16 protein-coding genes and 1 pseudogene are annotated in these 18,306 nt (G+C 36.9%); 6 read left to right on the top strand and 11 right to left on the bottom strand.

Features of this window, described 5'->3' with window-relative positions:
- Positions 1-41: 41 nt before the first annotated feature.
- A complete protein-coding gene (locus tag OLM61_RS03015; RefSeq protein ID WP_264525042.1) occupies positions 42-845 on the top strand; it encodes a Cof-type HAD-IIB family hydrolase in 804 nt (267 codons plus the stop codon).
- 6 nt (positions 846-851) lie between these two features.
- Positions 852-1,379 carry a GNAT family N-acetyltransferase gene (locus tag OLM61_RS03010; protein ID WP_264525041.1) on the top strand — a complete coding sequence of 176 codons (528 nt, stop codon included), beginning with the start codon at positions 852-854 and terminating at the stop codon, positions 1,377-1,379.
- Between the two features lie 114 nt (positions 1,380-1,493).
- Here OLM61_RS03010 and OLM61_RS03005 read toward each other — a convergent pair whose 3' ends face one another.
- On the bottom strand, positions 1,494-2,009 hold the full coding sequence (locus OLM61_RS03005) for a hypothetical protein (RefSeq protein WP_264525040.1): 516 nt from the start codon (positions 2,007-2,009) through the stop codon (positions 1,494-1,496).
- 503 nt (positions 2,010-2,512) lie between these two features.
- On the opposite strand from OLM61_RS03005, the gene mtaB reads away from it, so the two are divergent.
- Entirely contained in the window at positions 2,513-3,847 is a 1,335-nt protein-coding gene (mtaB, locus tag OLM61_RS03000; protein WP_264525039.1) for a tRNA (N(6)-L-threonylcarbamoyladenosine(37)-C(2))-methylthiotransferase MtaB, read from the top strand.
- 158 nt (positions 3,848-4,005) lie between these two features.
- On the opposite strand, the gene OLM61_RS02995 is transcribed toward mtaB, so the two are convergent.
- The 10 genes and pseudogenes from OLM61_RS02995 to OLM61_RS02950 all read right to left on the bottom strand — a co-directional run bounded on the left by OLM61_RS02995 (position 4,006) and on the right by OLM61_RS02950 (position 13,694).
- Positions 4,006-4,515, bottom strand: a complete 510-nt coding sequence (locus OLM61_RS02995) for a hypothetical protein (RefSeq protein ID WP_264526353.1) — start codon at positions 4,513-4,515, stop codon at positions 4,006-4,008.
- Positions 4,516-4,664: 149 nt separating this feature from the next.
- The gene (locus OLM61_RS02990) at positions 4,665-5,381 is read right to left on the bottom strand and encodes a 3-ketoacyl-ACP reductase (RefSeq protein WP_264526352.1); all 717 of its coding nucleotides are present in this window, start codon (positions 5,379-5,381) and stop codon (positions 4,665-4,667) included.
- Between the two features lie 111 nt (positions 5,382-5,492).
- Positions 5,493-6,080, bottom strand: a complete 588-nt coding sequence (locus OLM61_RS02985; protein ID WP_264525038.1) for an LURP-one-related/scramblase family protein — start codon at positions 6,078-6,080, stop codon at positions 5,493-5,495.
- Between the two features lie 133 nt (positions 6,081-6,213).
- On the bottom strand, positions 6,214-6,534 hold the full coding sequence (locus OLM61_RS02980) for a Plug domain-containing protein (RefSeq protein WP_264525037.1): 321 nt from the start codon (positions 6,532-6,534) through the stop codon (positions 6,214-6,216).
- Between the two features lie 119 nt (positions 6,535-6,653).
- Complete coding sequence (locus tag OLM61_RS02975; protein ID WP_264525036.1) at positions 6,654-8,819, bottom strand: YfbK domain-containing protein; 2,166 nt, start codon at positions 8,817-8,819, stop codon at positions 6,654-6,656.
- A 92-nt stretch (positions 8,820-8,911) separates the two neighbouring features.
- On the bottom strand, positions 8,912-9,871 hold the full coding sequence (locus OLM61_RS02970; RefSeq protein ID WP_264525035.1) for a hypothetical protein: 960 nt from the start codon (positions 9,869-9,871) through the stop codon (positions 8,912-8,914).
- A gap of 2 nt (positions 9,872-9,873) precedes the next feature.
- Entirely contained in the window at positions 9,874-10,374 is a 501-nt protein-coding gene (locus OLM61_RS02965; protein WP_264525034.1) for an RNA polymerase sigma factor, read from the bottom strand.
- Positions 10,375-10,687: 313 nt separating this feature from the next.
- Positions 10,688-11,332 carry a prolyl oligopeptidase family serine peptidase gene (locus tag OLM61_RS02960; RefSeq protein WP_264526351.1) on the bottom strand — a complete coding sequence of 215 codons (645 nt, stop codon included), beginning with the start codon at positions 11,330-11,332 and terminating at the stop codon, positions 10,688-10,690.
- Positions 11,333-11,605: 273 nt separating this feature from the next.
- Positions 11,606-12,840 (bottom strand): annotated as a pseudogene (locus tag OLM61_RS02955) (S9 family peptidase); the annotation flags it as partial.
- Positions 12,841-12,854: 14 nt separating this feature from the next.
- On the bottom strand, positions 12,855-13,694 hold the full coding sequence (locus OLM61_RS02950; RefSeq protein WP_264525033.1) for a DUF6929 family protein: 840 nt from the start codon (positions 13,692-13,694) through the stop codon (positions 12,855-12,857).
- A 108-nt stretch (positions 13,695-13,802) separates the two neighbouring features.
- Between OLM61_RS02950 and OLM61_RS02945 the strand changes: the two genes are divergently transcribed.
- The 3 genes from OLM61_RS02945 to OLM61_RS02935 all read left to right on the top strand — a co-directional run bounded on the left by OLM61_RS02945 (position 13,803) and on the right by OLM61_RS02935 (position 18,199).
- Positions 13,803-14,684 carry a PPK2 family polyphosphate kinase gene (locus OLM61_RS02945; protein WP_264525032.1) on the top strand — a complete coding sequence of 294 codons (882 nt, stop codon included), beginning with the start codon at positions 13,803-13,805 and terminating at the stop codon, positions 14,682-14,684.
- Between the two features lie 195 nt (positions 14,685-14,879).
- Positions 14,880-16,331 (top strand): PhoX family protein, encoded by a 1,452-nt coding sequence (locus OLM61_RS02940; protein WP_264525031.1) that lies wholly within the window; start codon positions 14,880-14,882, stop codon positions 16,329-16,331.
- Positions 16,332-16,426: 95 nt separating this feature from the next.
- Positions 16,427-18,199, top strand: coding sequence for a cytochrome-c peroxidase (locus OLM61_RS02935; RefSeq protein WP_264525030.1), 1,773 nt, complete (start codon positions 16,427-16,429; stop codon positions 18,197-18,199).
- Positions 18,200-18,306: the final 107 nt, after the last annotated feature.

Genomic DNA, 18,306 nt, shown 5'->3' with positions numbered 1-18,306 from the left:
CTGCGACTGGACACTAAGACCAAGAACTGAAAATAAAAAATATGCAATATAAAATGTTAGTGCTTGACATGGATGATACCTTGTTAACCGACGATCATAAAATTTCCGACCTTAACAAAAAAGTACTTCTCGAAGCACAGGCAAAAGGCGTGTACGTTGTTTTGGCTTCCGGCAGACCTACATCTGCAATGACGGCTTATGCTAAGGAATTAGAGTTAGATTTGAATAATTCGTATATCATTTCGTTCAACGGAGCGATCATTAGCACGGTGAAAGATGATGTGATTTTGTTTGAACAAAAGCTAACGGTAGAGCAAATCCATGAATTGTACGACTACAGTGTAAAAAAGAACACCCACGTCATTACGTATCTGGACGGTCAAATTATCAGTGAAACCGATTCGGAATACATCGAGGTCGAAAAAGAAATTACCGGATTATCACACAATAAAGTCTATAGTTTTAAAGAAGCTGTGACGGAAGCTGCCGTAAAATGTATATTGCTGGCAGAACCTTCTTATCTGAAAGAAGTCGAAAGTGATTTGAAAGGAGCAATGCCGCATTTGAGTGTTGCTATGTCAAAGCCTTTTTTCCTGGAAGCAGCGCAAAACGGAATTGATAAAGCCGCCAGTTTAAAACTTTTAGCCGAAAAGCTAAACATTCATCAAAGTGAGATTATTGCCGTTGGAAATGCCGGAAATGACCTGACCATGATCGAATATGCCGGACTTGGTGTTTGGGTAGACAATGTAACACCGGAATTGCGGGACAAGGCAGATGTAATCGTAGCTTCAAATAATGACGATGGCGTAGCTGAGGTAGTGCAGCGCTATATTTTAAATTAAATTTTTATGAAAGCCCCAATTGAAACAGACCGACTACTTTTAAGAGAATTACTTCTCTCGGATGTTGACGGCATGTTTGAATTAGATTCTAATCCCAACGTGCAGCGTTTCGTGGGAAATAAACCCGTGAAAGAAATTGAGGAAAGTGTTGCCATGATAAAACACATTCAGGGGCAATATGAAGCTTATGGAACAGGGCGCTGGGCAGTAATTTTAAAAGAAACCAATGAGTTTTTGGGCTGGTCCGGAATAAAGTTTATTACTACGGAAATCAACAACCATAAAGATTTTTATGAAATAGGATATCGTTTCATCGAAAAACATTGGGGGAAAGGTTATGCTACCGAAGCCGGAAAAGCATTTGTAAATTATGCTTTTGATGTGATCAAAGCAGAAACTCTTTATGCTTATGCCGATGAAGGAAATAAAGACTCAAGAAAGGCTTTAGAAAAATTGGGTTTTCGTTATGTCAATTCCTTTGAGTATGAAGGGGAGTTGGAAGTCTGGTATGAATTAAAGAATCCCAACAGATAGAGAATCCTAAGAAATGTGTTCCAAATCTTTGTAAACTCAACATGTGTAAGATTTGCAAAGATTTGGAAAACAGCCCATAGTTTTTAATACTTAGAAAAAAGAAAGTATCAGGTATTATTTTTTAGCTACCGAAACAAAATATTTATTTCCGTCACCCATCGTCAGTTTTACGCGTTCGTCACAAAGATCGATTGCAAAATTGGCACTTTCGTAGCAAGTACAAGTTGTATTTTTGTCTTTAGACATTTCAGTTTTACAATTGTTGTTTTTAAAAGTTGACAATTGTGGTGTGTATAAGCTTACTAAATCAGTAGAAGCGGTTACCAGTGAAATGATACTTGCTGAATTATTGTTTGTAATTCTGTAAACAATTCTGTCTGTATAGTTTACTTCGTTTACCGTTACTTTACGAATATAAGTGTAAGCTGTTGAGCCTTCACCCGGTTCTTTTACTTCAAATTTAAATCCAACCGCACGAATGGCAATATCAAATTGAGATTGAGAGTTTAAGCTCGCCCAAGTTGTCAATGTGCTGATAGATGGAAATGGATTAGCGGCAGGAGCAGTTTGTGCCTGAGCGCTAAAAAGGGTTAAGAACATCAAGCAGATTGTGGGTAAAAATGCTTTCATATGGAGTTTTAATTTTTAATTTTTGCCTACTCTTTCTGGTTTTCGGCCTTCCCATTTTTTACTGTAACAAAACAACAACATAACGACGGAAAATCAAAATTGTTATATGCTATTTATGATTTAAACAATACAATTTTCGCTCCCTGTTTTTTGGAGAAGTGAAAGTACTTCTAAAAACAATTCAAACAAAGTTAAATGTAAGAAAATTTCAATTTAACAGCTAAAAAAATGTACTTAATCGATATTATTTGCGTTTAATCGATTTGTTTGTCAATTTATTCTTATCGAATTGCGGCTTTGCTTTTTTCAGAGACTTTTTTTTAAAAGCGTTATTTTGTTTGATTTATGGTTTTTTAAAATGAATTAAAATAGAGGTTCGTTGCAAAATGTTGATATATAGTGTATTATTGATTTTATTTTAAAGAATATTGTACGTAAATTTGCAAACTCTTCAAAAGAGATGTAAATATAATATCTTACTACTTAAAACGTAGTTTATTCCTATGGAAAATAGAAAAAAAGTTGCCTTTTATACGCTTGGATGTAAACTGAATTTTTCAGAGACTTCAACTATTGCCCGAAACTTTAACGACGAAGGTTTTGATCGTGTTGATTTTGAGGAAATAGCCGATATCTATGTCATCAACACCTGTTCTGTTACAGAGAATGCCGATAAGCAGTTTAAGCAGGTTGTAAAAAAAGCAATGAAACTTAATGAAAAAGCTTTCGTAGCGGCAGTAGGCTGTTATGCCCAGTTGAAACCAGAGGAATTAGCGGCAGTTGATGGGGTTGACCTGGTTTTGGGAGCTACAGAAAAATTTAAAATTACCGACTATATTCACGATTTGAGCAAGAATGATATGGGAGAAGTACACTCTTGTGAAATTGCCGAAGCCGATTTTTATGTGGGAAGTTATTCTATTGGAGATCGTACCCGTGCTTTCTTGAAAGTTCAGGACGGTTGCGATTATAAATGTACCTACTGTACCATTCCGTTAGCAAGAGGAATTTCGAGAAGTGATGCTTTGGAAAATGTATTGCAAAATGCAAAAGAAATCTCGGCTCAGAACATCAAAGAAATTGTTTTAACCGGAGTGAATATTGGAGATTACGGAAAAGGGGAGTTTGGAAATAAAAAACACGAGCATACCTTTCTTGAACTGGTTCAGGCTTTGGATCAGGTTGACGGAATTGAGCGTTTGCGAATTTCTTCTATCGAACCCAACTTGCTGAAGAATGAAACGATTGAATTTGTTTCAACAAGCCGAACTTTTGTACCGCATTTTCATATCCCGTTACAATCCGGAAGCAATGACATTTTAAAATTGATGAAACGCCGTTACTTACGCGAAGTTTATACAGAACGTGTTAACAAAATTCGTGAAGTAATGCCTCATGCTTGTATAGGAGTCGATGTTATTGTAGGTTTCCCTGGTGAAACAGACGAACATTTTCTAGAAACCTATCATTTTCTTAACGAAATGGATATTTCGTACTTACACGTATTTACTTATTCGGAAAGAGACAATACAGAGGCTGCAAACATGCCTGGAAGTGTTCCTGCAAATGTAAGAGCGAAACGCAGTAAAATGTTACGCGGATTATCGGTTAAAAAACGCCGTGCTTTTTACGAAAGTCAATTAGGTTCTAACAGAACTGTTTTGTTCGAAAGCGAAAATAAAGAAGGATACATTCATGGTTTTACGGAGAATTACGTAAAAGTAAAAACACCATGGAATCCTGAATTGGTCAATACCTTACAAGAAATAAACCTGACTAAAATTGACGAAGATGGAAGTGTTCGTCTCGAGTTTTTAAATAAATTGGCAGAGGCTTAAACTTAATTTGTTATTTCAATTTCTAGTGTCATTTCGACGTAAGGAGAAATCACACAAGAAACTCGACAAAGATTGGCGAATTTAGGAACGGAACTATTGGTAAAAGACAAAAAACAGAAAAGCCCTTTGTAATAAAGGGCTTTTCTGTTTTAAAATAATTACTGCTGATTTTCCGGAACAACCAATTTCAGCGAATTGATGTAATCGGTGTCAAATTCAATCACTCTTATCTTTTGCGGATTAAAGCTTAATTCTCCGCCAAACTGACCTTTTGTGTCTAGGAAATCGATGGTAAGTTCTTCCTCTGTCAATTCGATTAATTTTCCTAAATAAGCCGATTTGGCTGATTTTTTAGAAATCTGAAAAATACCATACTTGCTGGTAATAAAATTTATAATGGAAGTTAAATCCCTAATTGGGATGATATCTTCAGCATTGGTTTTTAGCCCTTTTAGGCGGATGATTTTTTCTGTAAATGCCAGATCCTGATCCCTGTGAATGGCTTCGATGTTTTTATTTTTCAGCACTACAAAACCATCCAGAATAAAATCTACCGGATTGTTTCGCAATAAAATCCATTCATCCGAATAGTCAATAAGAAATCCTGTAAAAAGTTCTTTCTTGTCTGTAAATTCTATGGCGATTAATTGTCTTAAATATTGTTCCATCATATAAAGTTTTTGAAATCCAAATGCTAAAATCTTAAATATCAATACTAAAATTCCAAATTCCAATATTTTGCAAAAACTCCAAAAATTGGAATTTGGGATTTAAAAAATATTGGAATTTAAATTTAAAGCGTATTGGAATTTTATTATTAAGGGTTAGTAGACCAGATGCTGCTGTTTTTAATGAAAACGCGACGATTCAATTTCAATTGTGCGATAATCAATTCGGCTACATCTTCAGCCTGCATTACTTTCTCCGGATTTCCGTCAGTTAATTTTAAGTCGATAGCCAAATCAGTTGCTACGGTGCTTGGTGTTAAGGCGGTAACACGAATGTTGTGTTTTCTCATTTCGTGCATCAAAGAATCGGTCAGTCCCAAAACAGCAAATTTTGAAGCACTGTAAGCACTTGTTAAAGCGTTTCCATTTAGTCCGGCCGTTGAAGAAATATTGATAATGTCCCCCGTTTTTCTTTCAATCATGTTTGGAACAACAGCGCGGGTTGTATAATACGTTCCCATTAGATTTACTTTGATAATGTTTTCCCATTCTTCCGGTTCCAATTCCAGAAAATTACCAAATTTACCAGTACCGGCATTGTTGATCAGAATATCAATATGTTTGAATTCAGCTAAAGCTTTTTCTACAGCCGTATTTATTGAATTAATATCCGATACATCGGCAGTTAAAGCCAGAGATTTTACACCCAGATTAGTGGTTTCAATGGCCAGTTGATCTACATCGGCCTGTGTTCTTGAGACTAAAATTAAGTTAACGCCTTCTTTGGCAAGTGCAATTGCAATTGCTTTTCCTATCCCTTTTCCTGCTCCTGTAATCAGAGCATTTTTATTTTTTAAGTCTGTCATCATTGTAATATTAGAAATGCCAAAAGCATCATTTTAGTACAACAAAAATAAGGCTTTTGCTTCCTAAATGATGCTTTTAAGTGTTTTCTTAATCTAAGTTTAACAACTTTTTTATTCTTTCAAAACCATGTCGATACACATTACTGCTGCCATGATTAATTGTCTTTGCGGACTGTCAGCCCCTACAGTTTCTTCAATTTGAAGCACATAATTATCTGCACTGGTGAAAAGTTCTTTCCCCATTCCGGCCCATTTTTTGCTTACCTGTGCCAGTTGTTTGTTTTCATGCGTAAATTTAAAATCCCAACCGGTCCATTTTCCCTGAAGCGTAGCTACCGGTTTTTCGTTTTTATCTAAAATCTCAAATCTGCCGCCAAAAGAAAAGAACTTTTGTTTAAAGGTTCCTACTAGTCTGTCTTTCTCGTCAAAAACGGTAACAGTCGATCTGAGCCAGGCAATACCTCTTTTAACTGTAATTACTTTCTCGCCCGAAGCGGTTGTAATTTCAATATCAAAAGGAGTCATTCTTTTGTAATCGGTAAAGCGAAATATTTTGGTAAAAGTTCCCAGGTTATTTTCCCTGCAATTCAGAATGATCTGATTGCTTTCGGGATTGTAAATGTCGTAATTGTTTGCTGCTTTAAACATGCCAACATGTTCTTTCACAAGAAATAAATTCTGATTTAAGATAGGGTTCATTAAATGGGGTTTGAAATTGATTTGTAAATGATTTTTTAAAGATTGTAGTTTCAATTTTCTTTAAAGTAGATCAAATGTAAAAATAATTTTGTTAATAAACCCCTGTTAAAATAAAATCCACATCATTAAATCTTTAATTATTTTCCTTTGTTGTGATAATTATAGCACCATTTTTTCCTTTATCTCCATAGAGAGAAGTTGCTTCCGTTTCTTTTACAATTTTTATCTCTTTAATATCATTCGGATTTACTTTAGAAAATTGTTCCGAATTTGTTATAACTCCGTCAATAATTACCAAAGGTGCATTCATAAGAGATCTTTTTGATGGTGCACATATTATGATCCGATTATTGGCATTTGCAGGCTTTATATCAGAAATGGTTTTCTCCTGTGCATGTGATATAAAACAGAGGAATAGAGAAAAAGCCAGTGAAATACGTTTTATATTTTTCATTATAATGTTTTAGATAAGTATTGAGATTCAAGTCAAATGGATAACAACATTGTCATTCCGGTGAAGGAGGAATGACAATGATGTTTTTTAAGGTTCTTTTAAATAAATAGGATCAGAGTTTAATTGAATTTAGCAGCTTCAATCAAACGAATAAATTCTGCTTTATATCCTTCGGCATCATTAGAAAGGCCTTGTCTGGCTAATTTCAAAATGGCATCCGGAGATTTATCTGAAATGAGTTTTGAATCTCTTAGTTTTAATCCGAACCAGGCAACCGAGGAACTGAATTTAAAATCATCAGAAGCTTTTTCTAAAGCAACGGCTTTGTTTTCAATTACCTGCACCATTTCGATACTTTTGTTACCATCCGGTTTTTTGTAACGGAATTTTATAGTTGCCAATTCATTGTTGTAGTTTGCTCCAGCTTCTTCTACTTTTGTATACTTCAAATCGTCCGCTTGCTGTGTTAAATAGTCACTTTTCACTCCTGCAGGAATAATTTCATACAAAGCAGTAACCGTGTGGTTGCTCCCCAGTTCGCCCGCATCAATAGCATCGTTCTTAAAATCTTCCGGACGTAACTTTCTGTTTTCGTATCCAATTAAACGATAGGCCTGAACTTGTTTCGGATTGAATTCAATCTGAATTTTTACATCTTTGGCAATCGCAAACATAGAACCTTTAAATTCTTTTCCTAAAAAGCGATTGGCTTCCTGAATGTTATCGATATAGGCATAATTTCCATTTCCTTTATCGGCTAGCGTTTCCATTTTGCTGTCTTTGTAATTCCCCATTCCATAACCCAGACAAGTAAGGAAAACACCGGTTTTTCTTTTGTCTTCTATTAGTTTTTCCATGTCAGCATTAGAAGTGTTTCCCACATTAAAATCTCCGTCGGTGGCCAGAATTACTCTGTTGTTTCCGTCTTTGATGAAATTTTCTGCTGCGATTTTATAAGCCAGTTCAATTCCGGCTCCTCCGGCAGTGCTTCCTCCGGCATTTAAATTGTCGAGAGCATCAACAATTGTTTTTTTCTCGTCACCGGAAGTCGGAGGTAAAACTAGTCCGGCTGCACCGGCATACACCACAATGGCTACTTTGTCTTTTCGTCGTAACTCATTTACCAGTATTTTCAGAGATTGTTTTAGCAGAGGCAATTTATTCATATCGCTCATCGATCCTGAAACATCAATCAGGAATACCAGATTGGAGGCCGGTAAGTTTTCTGTTGGGATATTTTTACCCTGTAAACCAATTTTGAGCACTTTGTTTTTTGCATTCCATGGAGAATCGCTCAGTTCGGTGTGAATCGAGAATGGGTTTTGATCCTTTGGCTGTGGATAATTGTATTTAAAGAAATTGACCATTTCTTCTACGCGAACAGCATCTTTGGGAACGGCCTGACCATTATTGATAAAACGTCTCACATTGGTGTACGAAGCATTATCAACATCGATAGAAAAGGTAGAAAGCGGTGCAGTTTTTGGGCTCTCAAAGGCATTTTCTACAAAAGTATCATAATCTTCCTGATTGGGTTCTACCGGCTGAGGAGCGGGTATTTTTTTCAGTTTGGCATTTAATTCTTTCTCCGTAAGGTTTTTGTAAAGACCATTTTTGGTCTCAATTAATACGACCCCTTTTGAGGCTCTGCTTCCATAAAGAGAAGTGGCAGCTGCATCTTTTAAGATTTTTACCTCCTGAACATCATTGGGATTGATCTTTGAAAATTGCTGTGATCTTACCGGAACGCCGTCAATAATATACAAAGGTTCATCTTTAGAAGAAACAGATCCCGTTCCTCTTATCACAATGTTTTGATTGGGAGACGGCTGAACGTAATTGGAAGTGATTTGTGGTCCGGCAACTCTTCCCTGAAGCATGGGAGTAATAGTTTTAGCCGCCTTTTTTTTGTCACGACGACTATAATTTGAGCTTTCATACTCCGTATTTGAAGTTCCGTAACCCACAACTACCACTTCACTCAAAGATAGATTTTCGCCAATTAATTTGACATTAATAACATTTTGATCGCCCACCGTTTTGGTTTGAGAGCTGAATCCGATATAGCTGAATACCAAAACATCGCCTTTTTGAGCCTTGATAGAATACTTTCCGTCAAAGTCGGTTTGTGTTGTGGTTTTGGTATTTTTAACCACCAAGGTTACACCCGGAAGCGGAATATTGGTTTCGTCGGTAACCGTTCCTGTAATGGTTTTCTCCTGTGCCGATGCTACGAAACATATAAGCATAGATAGGGCTAATGAAATAAGTTTTACGTTTTTCATGGTAGTAATTTTTAGATGAATAATCGGGTTGAGCGCGGTCAGAACTTAAAGCCCTGACCAGGATTTTTTGAAATTAAATGAGTGTTTTGCTGTTAGTCTTTTGCTGCAGGTTTTCCTTTTCGGGTTGTGATGATTACCACTCCTTTTTTTCCCTTTTCGCCATATTTAGAGGTGGCTTCAAGATCCTGAAGAACAGTAATTGTTTTGATTTCCTGTTTGTTTAAAGGAGCATACGGACTGGTTGGGTTCTTCCCAAATAAATCATCTTCAGAATAATATATTCCGTCAATAATGTACAACGGGGCATCCAGTACAACAAGAGAATCTACATTTTCAGGCTGTAAATTTGGAAGTTCTGCCTGCATCATCTGATCCCTTTTGGCATCGTCCTTGTGCGAGATGGCATTTCCGTTCAAAACAATTAGAGGAGCGCTTTTTTTGGCCATTGTTACCTGTTTTTCTGCATAAGCCATTTTAGCTGACTCTCGCTGCATCGATCCGGCGTAACCATAATTATTAGGAACGGCTTTGTCTTTTGCAATGCTGCTTTCCTCTTCTTTATTTTTATAAGATTCGGATTGTACAGCTACCGGAGCAGCAATTTGATCTGCAACAGCTGGTGGAGCGACTTCCGTGATTACAGCATTGTTGGGAGCAGATTGTATTTCCTGTAACGCTACATTTTGTTGTTGTTTGATTTGCTGGTCTAAAATTTTTACCGCTTCTGCTTTCGGAACTATTATAGAATCGGAAGAAACAATTGCGTTCTCTTGTTTCAAAGCCGGCTGCTCTGTTTCGTTAACTACAACTTTTGGTGTTGCAAGAGGAGTTGTTTTATCTGATTTTAAAAATTGGGCTCCTAAAGAAATGAGCAATAAAAGAGAGGCTGCGATGGCAATTTTTTTCCATAACGAAATGGTTTTTTTATCCTCTTTTTTGTCCAGTTTATCTTCAAGGCGCGACCAGACTTTTTCCATTCCCGGGAAATCTTTAGTTTCCGAGTGCTGTGCGGCCTCTTTAAATTTATCGAATACTTTATCTTGATTGTCCATGACTATTTTGCTTTTTGGTAATACAATTTATTGACTAACTCCTTTAGTTTGGTTTTAGCGGCATTCAATTGTGATTTCGATGTGCCTTCAGAAATGTTCAGCATAGCGGCTATTTCTTTATGTCCGAAACCTTCAATAACAAAAAGGTTGAAAACCGTTTTACAGCCGTCCGGAATATGGTTTAGTAAATTCAGTAAATCTTCTTCTTCCAATGCGTTCACTTCCTCGGTAAAAGGTTGTGAAAGCAGTTTGACATCATCAAGGTACATATTGAAATTGGTGTTTTTCTTGATGGTTGCCAGACAATGGTTGACGGTAATTTTTCGCGCCCAAGCCTCAAAAGCCAAAACTTCTTTAAGTTGCTCCAGCTTTGTAAATATGGTATAGAAAGCGTCAGCCATAGCTTCTTCTATTTCTTCTTCCTTCTTAAGGTATCGTTTGCAAACGCGATACAGTTTTGGAGCCATGTGCTCATACACCTGACGCTGGGCGTCACGATGCATTTTTTTGCAGTTGGAAATGAGAGTTTCGTTTATCACAATTGTTGTCTTTATACTAAAGAGGGCTTAAAAGATAAAAAGGTTGGGAGAGAAATGAAAAAAAGTTCAAAAAAGGCATTTATTTTTTAATTTTTATTCGGTAGAGGGGGTTACTAAGACATCTAAAGTACAATAAATTATCCACAAAGTTGTCATTCCGAGGAACGAGGAATCTTTGTAAAAAAGAATTCCGCAGCGACATCATGTGTTTCGCTGCGGAATTCGTTTGGAGAGGCTTTAAATATAAAAAGCTATTTCTTATCGGAAATATTGGGAATTATTTAATTTGAAATTTTGAATTACCAACCTGCCACAATGCAAAAGCAAACATATCCGCAGCATCACCGTAGGTAATATTTAAATCGTTGGAAAAATGTCCGTTGGCATAATTGACATGTAATAAGATTGGTTTGTCCGATCCATTGTCATTTTGTAAGACAGCGGCAAATTTTCCGGGTTCCCAAGGAGAAACTCTCGGGTCATTGATTCCGGTACGCAGCAATATTGCAGGATATTTTTCTCCTTTTCTAACTTTGCTCTGAGCATCCATTTCTAAGATGTGTTTGACATCTTCTTCCTTTTTTAAAGAACCGATTTCAGGTATCTGATTAGGACCATTTGGGGTTGTTTCCATTCGTATGGCATTTGTGCAGCCAACCTCGATAAGCGCCACTCCAAAAAGATCAGGACGTTCTGTAACGGCTCTTCCAATCAATATGCCGCCCATACTAACCCCGTTCCCGATAAGTTTATCAGCAGAGGTGTATTTTTCTTTGATCAGATATTCTGAACAGGCGATAAAATCTTTCCAGGTGTTTGGTTTTGTTGCTTTCATACCACCTTTATGCCACTCATTACCTTTTTCACCACCACCTCGTACATGTGCGATGGCAATTATTGTGTTTTGTTCTAGCAATGCCATTAAGGAAGGGCCAATAAAACGTGGAGTTCTGCTGATCCCGTATGCACCATAACCCGAAATGTAACAAGGTGTAGAGCCATCCATTTTTATGTTTTTAGGATATATAACAGATAGCGGAACCATTACACCGTCATGACTTGGTACCTCGATTTCTTTTACGGTATAGAGTTGCGAATAGTCAGGATAAGCTTTACTGGATATAAATTGTTCAGCCTTAGTTAATTTTTCCGATACAGCATTATAATCATAATCTGCGGCAGGAGTAATCCAGCCAATATTGGTGAAGCTCATATTGTCATTCTCACGAGGGGATAGGGCAGAGCCACCATTAGAGCCTTTTGGTAAAGGAATCATTTTGGTTTGCAATGTTTTTGCGTTAATTTGGTATTTGTCCTGATTGATTCCGTCACTCAATGAATAATAAATAAAATTTTTAGATTGCTGCATTCTGCGAAGCACTTTGCTCGTTTCAGGAACCACAATTGTCGCCTTACTAAAATCAGGATTTTTGATGTCTATAAAACCTATTTTGTAGTTTGGTGCATTTTTATGAGACAGGAAAAAAACTTTATCACCAATTATAAGACTGGTAATTACTTCATCTTCAAATTTAATTAGTGGTTTCCAGTTTATTTTGGCCTTATTTATCTCTGAGAATGGGGCATAAAAAGACAGTTCTTCATTTTTTGTAGATCCTATACGAAGTATGACATAGGAATAATCGTCAGAGAAGGATGTTTCCGGAAACTGCTCCGAAAGAAGATTCAAATTAGGATTATTGTTTTTTGATGCCAGAATTTTGTCCGTTTCCGGATTGGTGCCAATAACATGAATCAAGGCTTTCATGTTTTTCAAAAATTCGTCGCTATTACTATCACCACTGCTCATTTTTGTATAGGTTATAGCTTTGCTGTCCGGCGTAAATTCAAAATTAAATTCGCTCCAAACCGGGGTCAGTTTATCGGCAAGAAATGTTTTTGATTCTAGATCCATGATACGGAGTTCACAAACTTCGGAACCATTTTCAGCTAAGGTAATGGCTAATTTCTTTCTGTCAGGACTTATAACATATGCTGTAATTGTTGCTCCTTTTTTGAAGGTTTCGGGATCCAGCAATAAAATTTCGGCTCCATTGATTCCTTTTCTAAAGTACAATTTATCAATACCTTCTTCCTTTTTGTTTTTGGTATAATAATAATTTTCGCCTAATTGCTTGACTTCTCCGTAGCTGTCTCCGCCTAAAGACTGAATTTCTTTCATTCTGTTAAAAAGAGCATCACGTCCGGGAATCTTTTTAATTACAGTATTGGTGTAATCCCCTGATCTTTGAACCATTTTTGAACCTCAGGATTTTTCATGTCTTCAAGCCAGCGGTATGAATCAGTTATTTTAGTGCCAAAATAATCATCCACTACGGGATGCTCGGGAGTCGCCGGATATTGGTATTGTGCCTGTGTAATTTGACTTGTAACAAAAATTAGAAGAGCTAAAGTGGTTTTCCGGATCATTTTTTTGTGGTAGTTTATAGTTTGTTGGGTAAAGTTAATTTATAAATCTTCGTTTCGAGAACTTCTGTGTCATTATCCTCACAAAGTAAAAACTCGATGGTATTATTTGACTTTTGGTAGAATGTCAGACCTTCAAATTTATTGGTTGAGGTGATTTTTTGAGTGAAATCGATTTTCATAGTTTTAAGGTCGATTCTTCCTATGAAACTTCCGAGAATCGCACCATCGTCATAGGTTGATTTGGTGTCTTCTGCGGTAGATAGAAAATAGATTTTGTCTTCCACCAGTATAGCGTCGGTAAAACTGGAGCGAACGCCTTTTATTTTTGGAAGCTTATAATTGGTGGCAACCAGCGCAAATTCTTCTCCCAGGCTTTTGGCATGAATCGTAAAAATGGTGTTTTTGTTAGAGATTCCGTTACCGCGATTGAACAGGTACCAGTTCTCACCATCGAAAATAGCACCTTCCAGATTAAAGTCTTCCGGTTTTATGTCACCAAAACTCTGCATTAAGGCATATAAATCAACCAGATTGTTTTTCTGTAAAATGGTTTTGTTTTTAAGATCGAATGCAATCATTTTGTTTCGGTTTTCGGTAGATCCGGAACCAAAAACATAAAGCGTATCGTTATGATGTGTCAAAGACTCAAAATCGGGTTTGAGATTTTTGGCAATATTTTGTGTTGGATTGTCAATTAACGGATGCTGGTTCAATTGCTGATCCTGCATATGGTATTCGTATAAAAAACCGCTGTTATCACCAATAATATAAAGTGAATTGTTGTTGAAAAATAATCCTGATGCCGACCCGATTCCGATGATTTGAAATAATATTTCTAAGGTGAATTTTTCCATGAATGTTGTTTTGAAAATAAAATTGCTGACTCCGAAAGTATTACAAGGAACAGCAGGAATATGCTTTGTAAAAATAGTATATTTACTATTACGAAAAAACTCATAAATATGAAATCAATAGATCCAAATGATTTTAAAGTCACAGATAAAATAAAATTGTCAAAGATTCCTACTTTGCTCGATCTTGATGCAGACAGTGAGGAGAAAGAAGCAAAACTCGATAAAGTTCAGGCTAAATTGAGTAAACAACAGGATGCCATGTATGCGCATAACAGGTACGGTGTTTTGATTTGTTTACAGGGAATGGATACCTCCGGAAAGGACAGTCTGATCAGGGAGGTTTTTAAAGAGTTTAATCCGCGTGGAGTGGTGGTGCATAGTTTTAAAACACCTACTTCGGCAGAGCTGGAACACGATTATTTGTGGAGACATTATATGGCTTTACCCGAAAAAGGGAAATATGCGATTTTTAACCGTACCCATTATGAGAATATTTTGGTTACCCGCGTGCATCCTGAGTTTATACTGAATGAAAATTTACCCGGAATTGAAACGGTAGCAGATATTCCGAAGGATTTTTGGAAAGACAGAATTGAACAAATCAATAATTTTGAAAAGCATATTACGCAAAACGGAACTATTGTACTGAAGTTTTATCTCCATTTGAGTAAAGAGGAACAACGCAAACGTTTACTGCGAAGACTGGAAGAAGAAAAACACAATTGGAAATTCTCGCCGGGTGATTTAAAAGAACGTGCACATTGGGAGGAATATCAGCATTATTATGAAGAAGCGATAAACAAAACTTCGACAAAAGATGCTCCGTGGTACGTAATTCCGGCCGATGATAAAGAAATGGCACGATACATTGTCGCCAAAACCATTTGGGAAGAAATGCAGAAGCATACCGACATTAAAGAGCCTGAGTTACCGGAGAGTATAAAGGTTAATATTAAAATGTATAAAGAGCAATTAGAAAACGAGTCTTAAAATAAGGCTCTTTTTTTTGCGCTAATGTTACTGTAAGTTTATGAGTGTTTTGTAGTACTAAATTAATGTTAACATTTTTTTGCATTATAACATTTTTTCAATGAACTGTTGTTTTTTTGATAATATCTAAATCATTTTAAGTTAAAGAGCAGGAGGTTACTTTGTAAAAAAAATAGAAACCAACTTTTTAACTACATGAAAAGAATTATTTTACCCCTAATTATGTTAGGTTCGTTGCTTACATCTTGTAATAACGATTCTAAAGACGAAGCAGAAACAACAAGTGTTGTACTGAAGGATCAATCTGTAACACCAAGTTTAATAAAAGCTCAGGCAGGATTTGAAAGTTTGAAAATTTACTCTCTTTTTAGTTCAGATGATGTTTTTGCAGATAGTCCTAATTTTGTTTTTGGAGGTTCTGCTGATGGTTCAGGTCTATTGAAAAATACAGACGGAACTTTTACTTTTTTAGTAAACAACGAAGACAATTTTGCGGTTTCGAGAATTACTTTAGACAAAACATTCAAACCGACAAAAGGAGAATATTTGTTAAACTCTAGTGGAGGAACCTGGAGATTGTGCGGAGCTACTATGGCTACTCAGGCTGAACACGGTTTTGGACCACTTTATTTAACTTGTGGAGAGTCTGGAGAAGAGTCTCGTACACATGCTTTAGATCCGTACGCTAGTGCAGGAGGAGCATCAGTATCTAAAGAATTAGCAGGATTTGGACGTTTAAGCGCCGAAAATGCTTTACCATTACGTTCTTCTGCTTACAAAGGAAAAACAGTTGTAGTAATTGGTGATGATGACTCAGGAACTTACGGAGGTCAGGTTTTTATGTATGTATCAAACACTGTTGGTGATTTAGCCGGAGGATCTTTGTACATGCTAAAGAGAAATGACAGCAACCAAAGAGAGAAAGACATGGAAGTAGACAAAACATATCCTGTTTCTTTTGTGAAAATTGACAATCATACTACTTTAACAGGAGCTCAAATCAATGCCTCTGTAAATACTTTGAAAGCAATCAAATTTGGTCGTGTGGAAGATTTAGATTACCGCAAAGGAGGTAACAATGCCGACCGTGAATTGTACTTTAACGTAACAGGACAAGACATTACCGGAACAAATGCTGATGGTTCAAGAACAAAATACGGTAGAGTTTACAGATTAAATCTTGATGCTGCTGATCCGTTAAAAGGAACTTTAGAACTAGTTTTGGATGGTGATGTTCGCAGTGGAAAAGCAGGGAAATTTCAAAACCCGGATAACATTTGTGTAACTTCTAACTACGTTTACGTTCAGGAAGATGCAAACGGATACGGTGACGAAACACACGATGCTTACATCTACCAATACAATATCGCTACAAAAGAGCTAAAAGTGGTACTGGAATTAGACCACCGTCGTACTCAGGCTGATGCTTCGAAATACAACGTAGGGAAACTATCTAAATTCGGAGACTGGGAATATGGTGCTATGATCGATGTATCAGATCAGTTGGGTATTCCGGATACTTTTATGTTAAGTATACAGCCTCATACCTGGACTGGTGATAAATATAAAGGAGTTGACGGAGGAACAAATCGTCCGAACGAGCAACAAGCAAGTCAAATCGTAGTCATTAAAGGTTTAGCGAGATAAAATTTTAAAGCATTACCAAACAGTCATCCACTACTTCAATTTGAGGTAGTGGTTTCTGTTTTTCTGAATATTCCCCTTTTAATTTATAATACAAGATGAAAAAAATATACGGTTTGTTTTTTCTGCTGGCGTTTGTTGCCTGCCAGAAAAAGGACAAACATCAGGAAGTAAACGAACTGTTTCAGTCCGATATTACTTTACTGATTGAAAAAGTAGCCAAACTGAAATATTCCGTACAGTCGGATTCTACCGAAGCACAAATTCAGCGACAATTTCTCGAAGCACATCAAAGCTATAAAAAGGTCGAAATGATAAGTGAGTATTATTCCCCAGCCGTTTCCAAAGCAATAAATGGTCCTGCAATACCGGAGTTTGAGGAAAACGATAAAGTGACAGTTCCGCCCGAAGGATTCCAGGTTATTGAGGAATTTGTTTTTCCGAAGTACAGCAAAGAGAGTAAAAAAGAACTGTTGCAGGAATTGGGTGTCCTGTCGGCTAATTTGGTTCGTTTGGAGAAAGTTTCCAGTTCAAATCAATTAACAGACGCGCATGTTTTTGATGCGATGCGACTGGAAGTATACCGAATTGTTACCTTAGGAATTACTGGATTTGATTCGCCCGTTGTGTTGAATTCACTTCCCGAAGCTTTGGTCGCTTTAGAAACCATCGAAAAATATTATCAGGTTTATGTGGAGAATAATGCGGTTTCTAATTCAGGTCAGGTACTTGGAATATTAAAGAAAGGGCAGCAGTATTTAAAAACAAATACCAACTTTAATGCTTTTGACCGTGCTTATTTTATCAAAGAAATTGCCAATCCGCTAAACAAAGGATTGTTTCAAACCCGATCTGAATTGGGCATTCCGCTCATGAAAGAGCAGAGAGGTTTAAAAGTAACGGCACAAACTTTATTCGATCCGGAGGCATTTGATCCCGAAGCTTTTTCGGGTTTCCCGGATTACAAAACAACGCCGGAGAAAATTGCTTTAGGAAAAAAACTGTTCAACGATCCTGTTTTGTCGGGTAATAACACCCGTTCCTGCGCCTCGTGTCATCATGCCGATAAAGCTTTTACAGATGGTATGGAAACCGCGGTTTCATTAGACGGAAAATCAATGCTTCAGCGCAATACGCCCACACTGAGCAATATCGCTTTTCAGCGTGTGTTTTTTGCAGATTCAAGAGTCAGTTATCTCGAAGATCAGGCAGTCGCCGTTATTAAAAATGAAAACGAAATGCACGGTTCTCTCGAGAAATCAGCTTTAGTACTTCAAAAGGATGCGAACTATGTGAGAGATTTCAAAAAAGCTTTCCCAAAAGGAACAATAAACGAATTTGAGATCAAAAATGCTTTGGCTTCTTATATTCGTTCGCTAAGTCAATACGATTCGAAGTTTGATGGGTATATGCAAAACAAAGCGTCTTTTACAGCGGATGAAAAAGCAGGTTTTAACTTGTTTGCGGGGAAGGGCAAATGTGCAACCTGTCACTTTATTCCGCTTACCAACGGAACCGTTCCTCCTAATTTTGACCGATCGGAAAGCGAAATATTGGGCGTTCCGAATAAAAGTAAAAAACTAGACGGAGATCTGGGGAAATTTGTGATCACTCAGGCAGCGATTCATAAACATTCGTTTAAAACACCAACCATCCGAAATATAACACTTACCGCTCCATACATGCACAATGGCGTTTACAAGACACTGGAAGAGGTAGTTGACTTTTATAATGACGGAGGAGGGTTAGGCTTAGGATTCGATGTTCCGAATCAAACCTTACCCGAAGACAAATTAAACTTATCCGACTTGGAGAAAAAACAGCTTATCGCCTTCATGAGAACGCTGACCGATAAAAAGTATTTGAAATAAAAAAGTGTTTTTTTAAATTCAACCCGACAGGTTTCAAAAACCTGTCGGGTTTTTTGTGTGATGGATAATGGTTCAATAATTCCGTTCATCAAAAACCGGTTTTATTC

Origin of the sequence: Flavobacterium sp. N502536 (genome assembly GCF_025947345.1) — a bacterium.
Classification (GTDB): domain Bacteria; phylum Bacteroidota; class Bacteroidia; order Flavobacteriales; family Flavobacteriaceae; genus Flavobacterium.
Note: the sequence above shows the minus strand (reverse complement) of the source record. Positions and strands in the feature narration are given on the sequence as shown.

What these genes read in the sequence shown, in the direction of transcription:
- OLM61_RS03010 (WP_264525041.1), top strand. Translation starts at nt 852, where the DNA reads ATGAAAGCCCCAATTGAAACAGACCGACTACTTTTAAGAGAATTACTT.
- OLM61_RS02975 (WP_264525036.1), bottom strand. Translation starts at nt 8,819, where the DNA reads ATGAAAAACGTAAAACTTATTTCATTAGCCCTATCTATGCTTATATGT.
- OLM61_RS02960 (WP_264526351.1), bottom strand. Translation starts at nt 11,332, where the DNA reads ATGGCATTGCTAGAACAAAACACAATAATTGCCATCGCACATGTACGA.
- OLM61_RS02970 (WP_264525035.1), bottom strand. Translation starts at nt 9,871, where the DNA reads ATGGACAATCAAGATAAAGTATTCGATAAATTTAAAGAGGCCGCACAG.
- OLM61_RS02950 (WP_264525033.1), bottom strand. Translation starts at nt 13,694, where the DNA reads ATGGAAAAATTCACCTTAGAAATATTATTTCAAATCATCGGAATCGGG.
- OLM61_RS02985 (WP_264525038.1), bottom strand. Translation starts at nt 6,080, where the DNA reads ATGAACCCTATCTTAAATCAGAATTTATTTCTTGTGAAAGAACATGTT.
- OLM61_RS02965 (WP_264525034.1), bottom strand. Translation starts at nt 10,374, where the DNA reads ATGCATCGTGACGCCCAGCGTCAGGTGTATGAGCACATGGCTCCAAAA.
- OLM61_RS02935 (WP_264525030.1), top strand. Translation starts at nt 16,427, where the DNA reads ATGAAAAAAATATACGGTTTGTTTTTTCTGCTGGCGTTTGTTGCCTGC.
- mtaB (WP_264525039.1), top strand. Translation starts at nt 2,513, where the DNA reads ATGGAAAATAGAAAAAAAGTTGCCTTTTATACGCTTGGATGTAAACTG.
- OLM61_RS02945 (WP_264525032.1), top strand. Translation starts at nt 13,803, where the DNA reads ATGAAATCAATAGATCCAAATGATTTTAAAGTCACAGATAAAATAAAA.
- OLM61_RS02990 (WP_264526352.1), bottom strand. Translation starts at nt 5,381, where the DNA reads ATGACAGACTTAAAAAATAAAAATGCTCTGATTACAGGAGCAGGAAAA.
- OLM61_RS02995 (WP_264526353.1), bottom strand. Translation starts at nt 4,515, where the DNA reads ATGGAACAATATTTAAGACAATTAATCGCCATAGAATTTACAGACAAG.
- OLM61_RS02980 (WP_264525037.1), bottom strand. Translation starts at nt 6,534, where the DNA reads ATGAAAAATATAAAACGTATTTCACTGGCTTTTTCTCTATTCCTCTGT.
- OLM61_RS02940 (WP_264525031.1), top strand. Translation starts at nt 14,880, where the DNA reads ATGAAAAGAATTATTTTACCCCTAATTATGTTAGGTTCGTTGCTTACA.
- OLM61_RS03015 (WP_264525042.1), top strand. Translation starts at nt 42, where the DNA reads ATGCAATATAAAATGTTAGTGCTTGACATGGATGATACCTTGTTAACC.
- OLM61_RS03005 (WP_264525040.1), bottom strand. Translation starts at nt 2,009, where the DNA reads ATGAAAGCATTTTTACCCACAATCTGCTTGATGTTCTTAACCCTTTTT.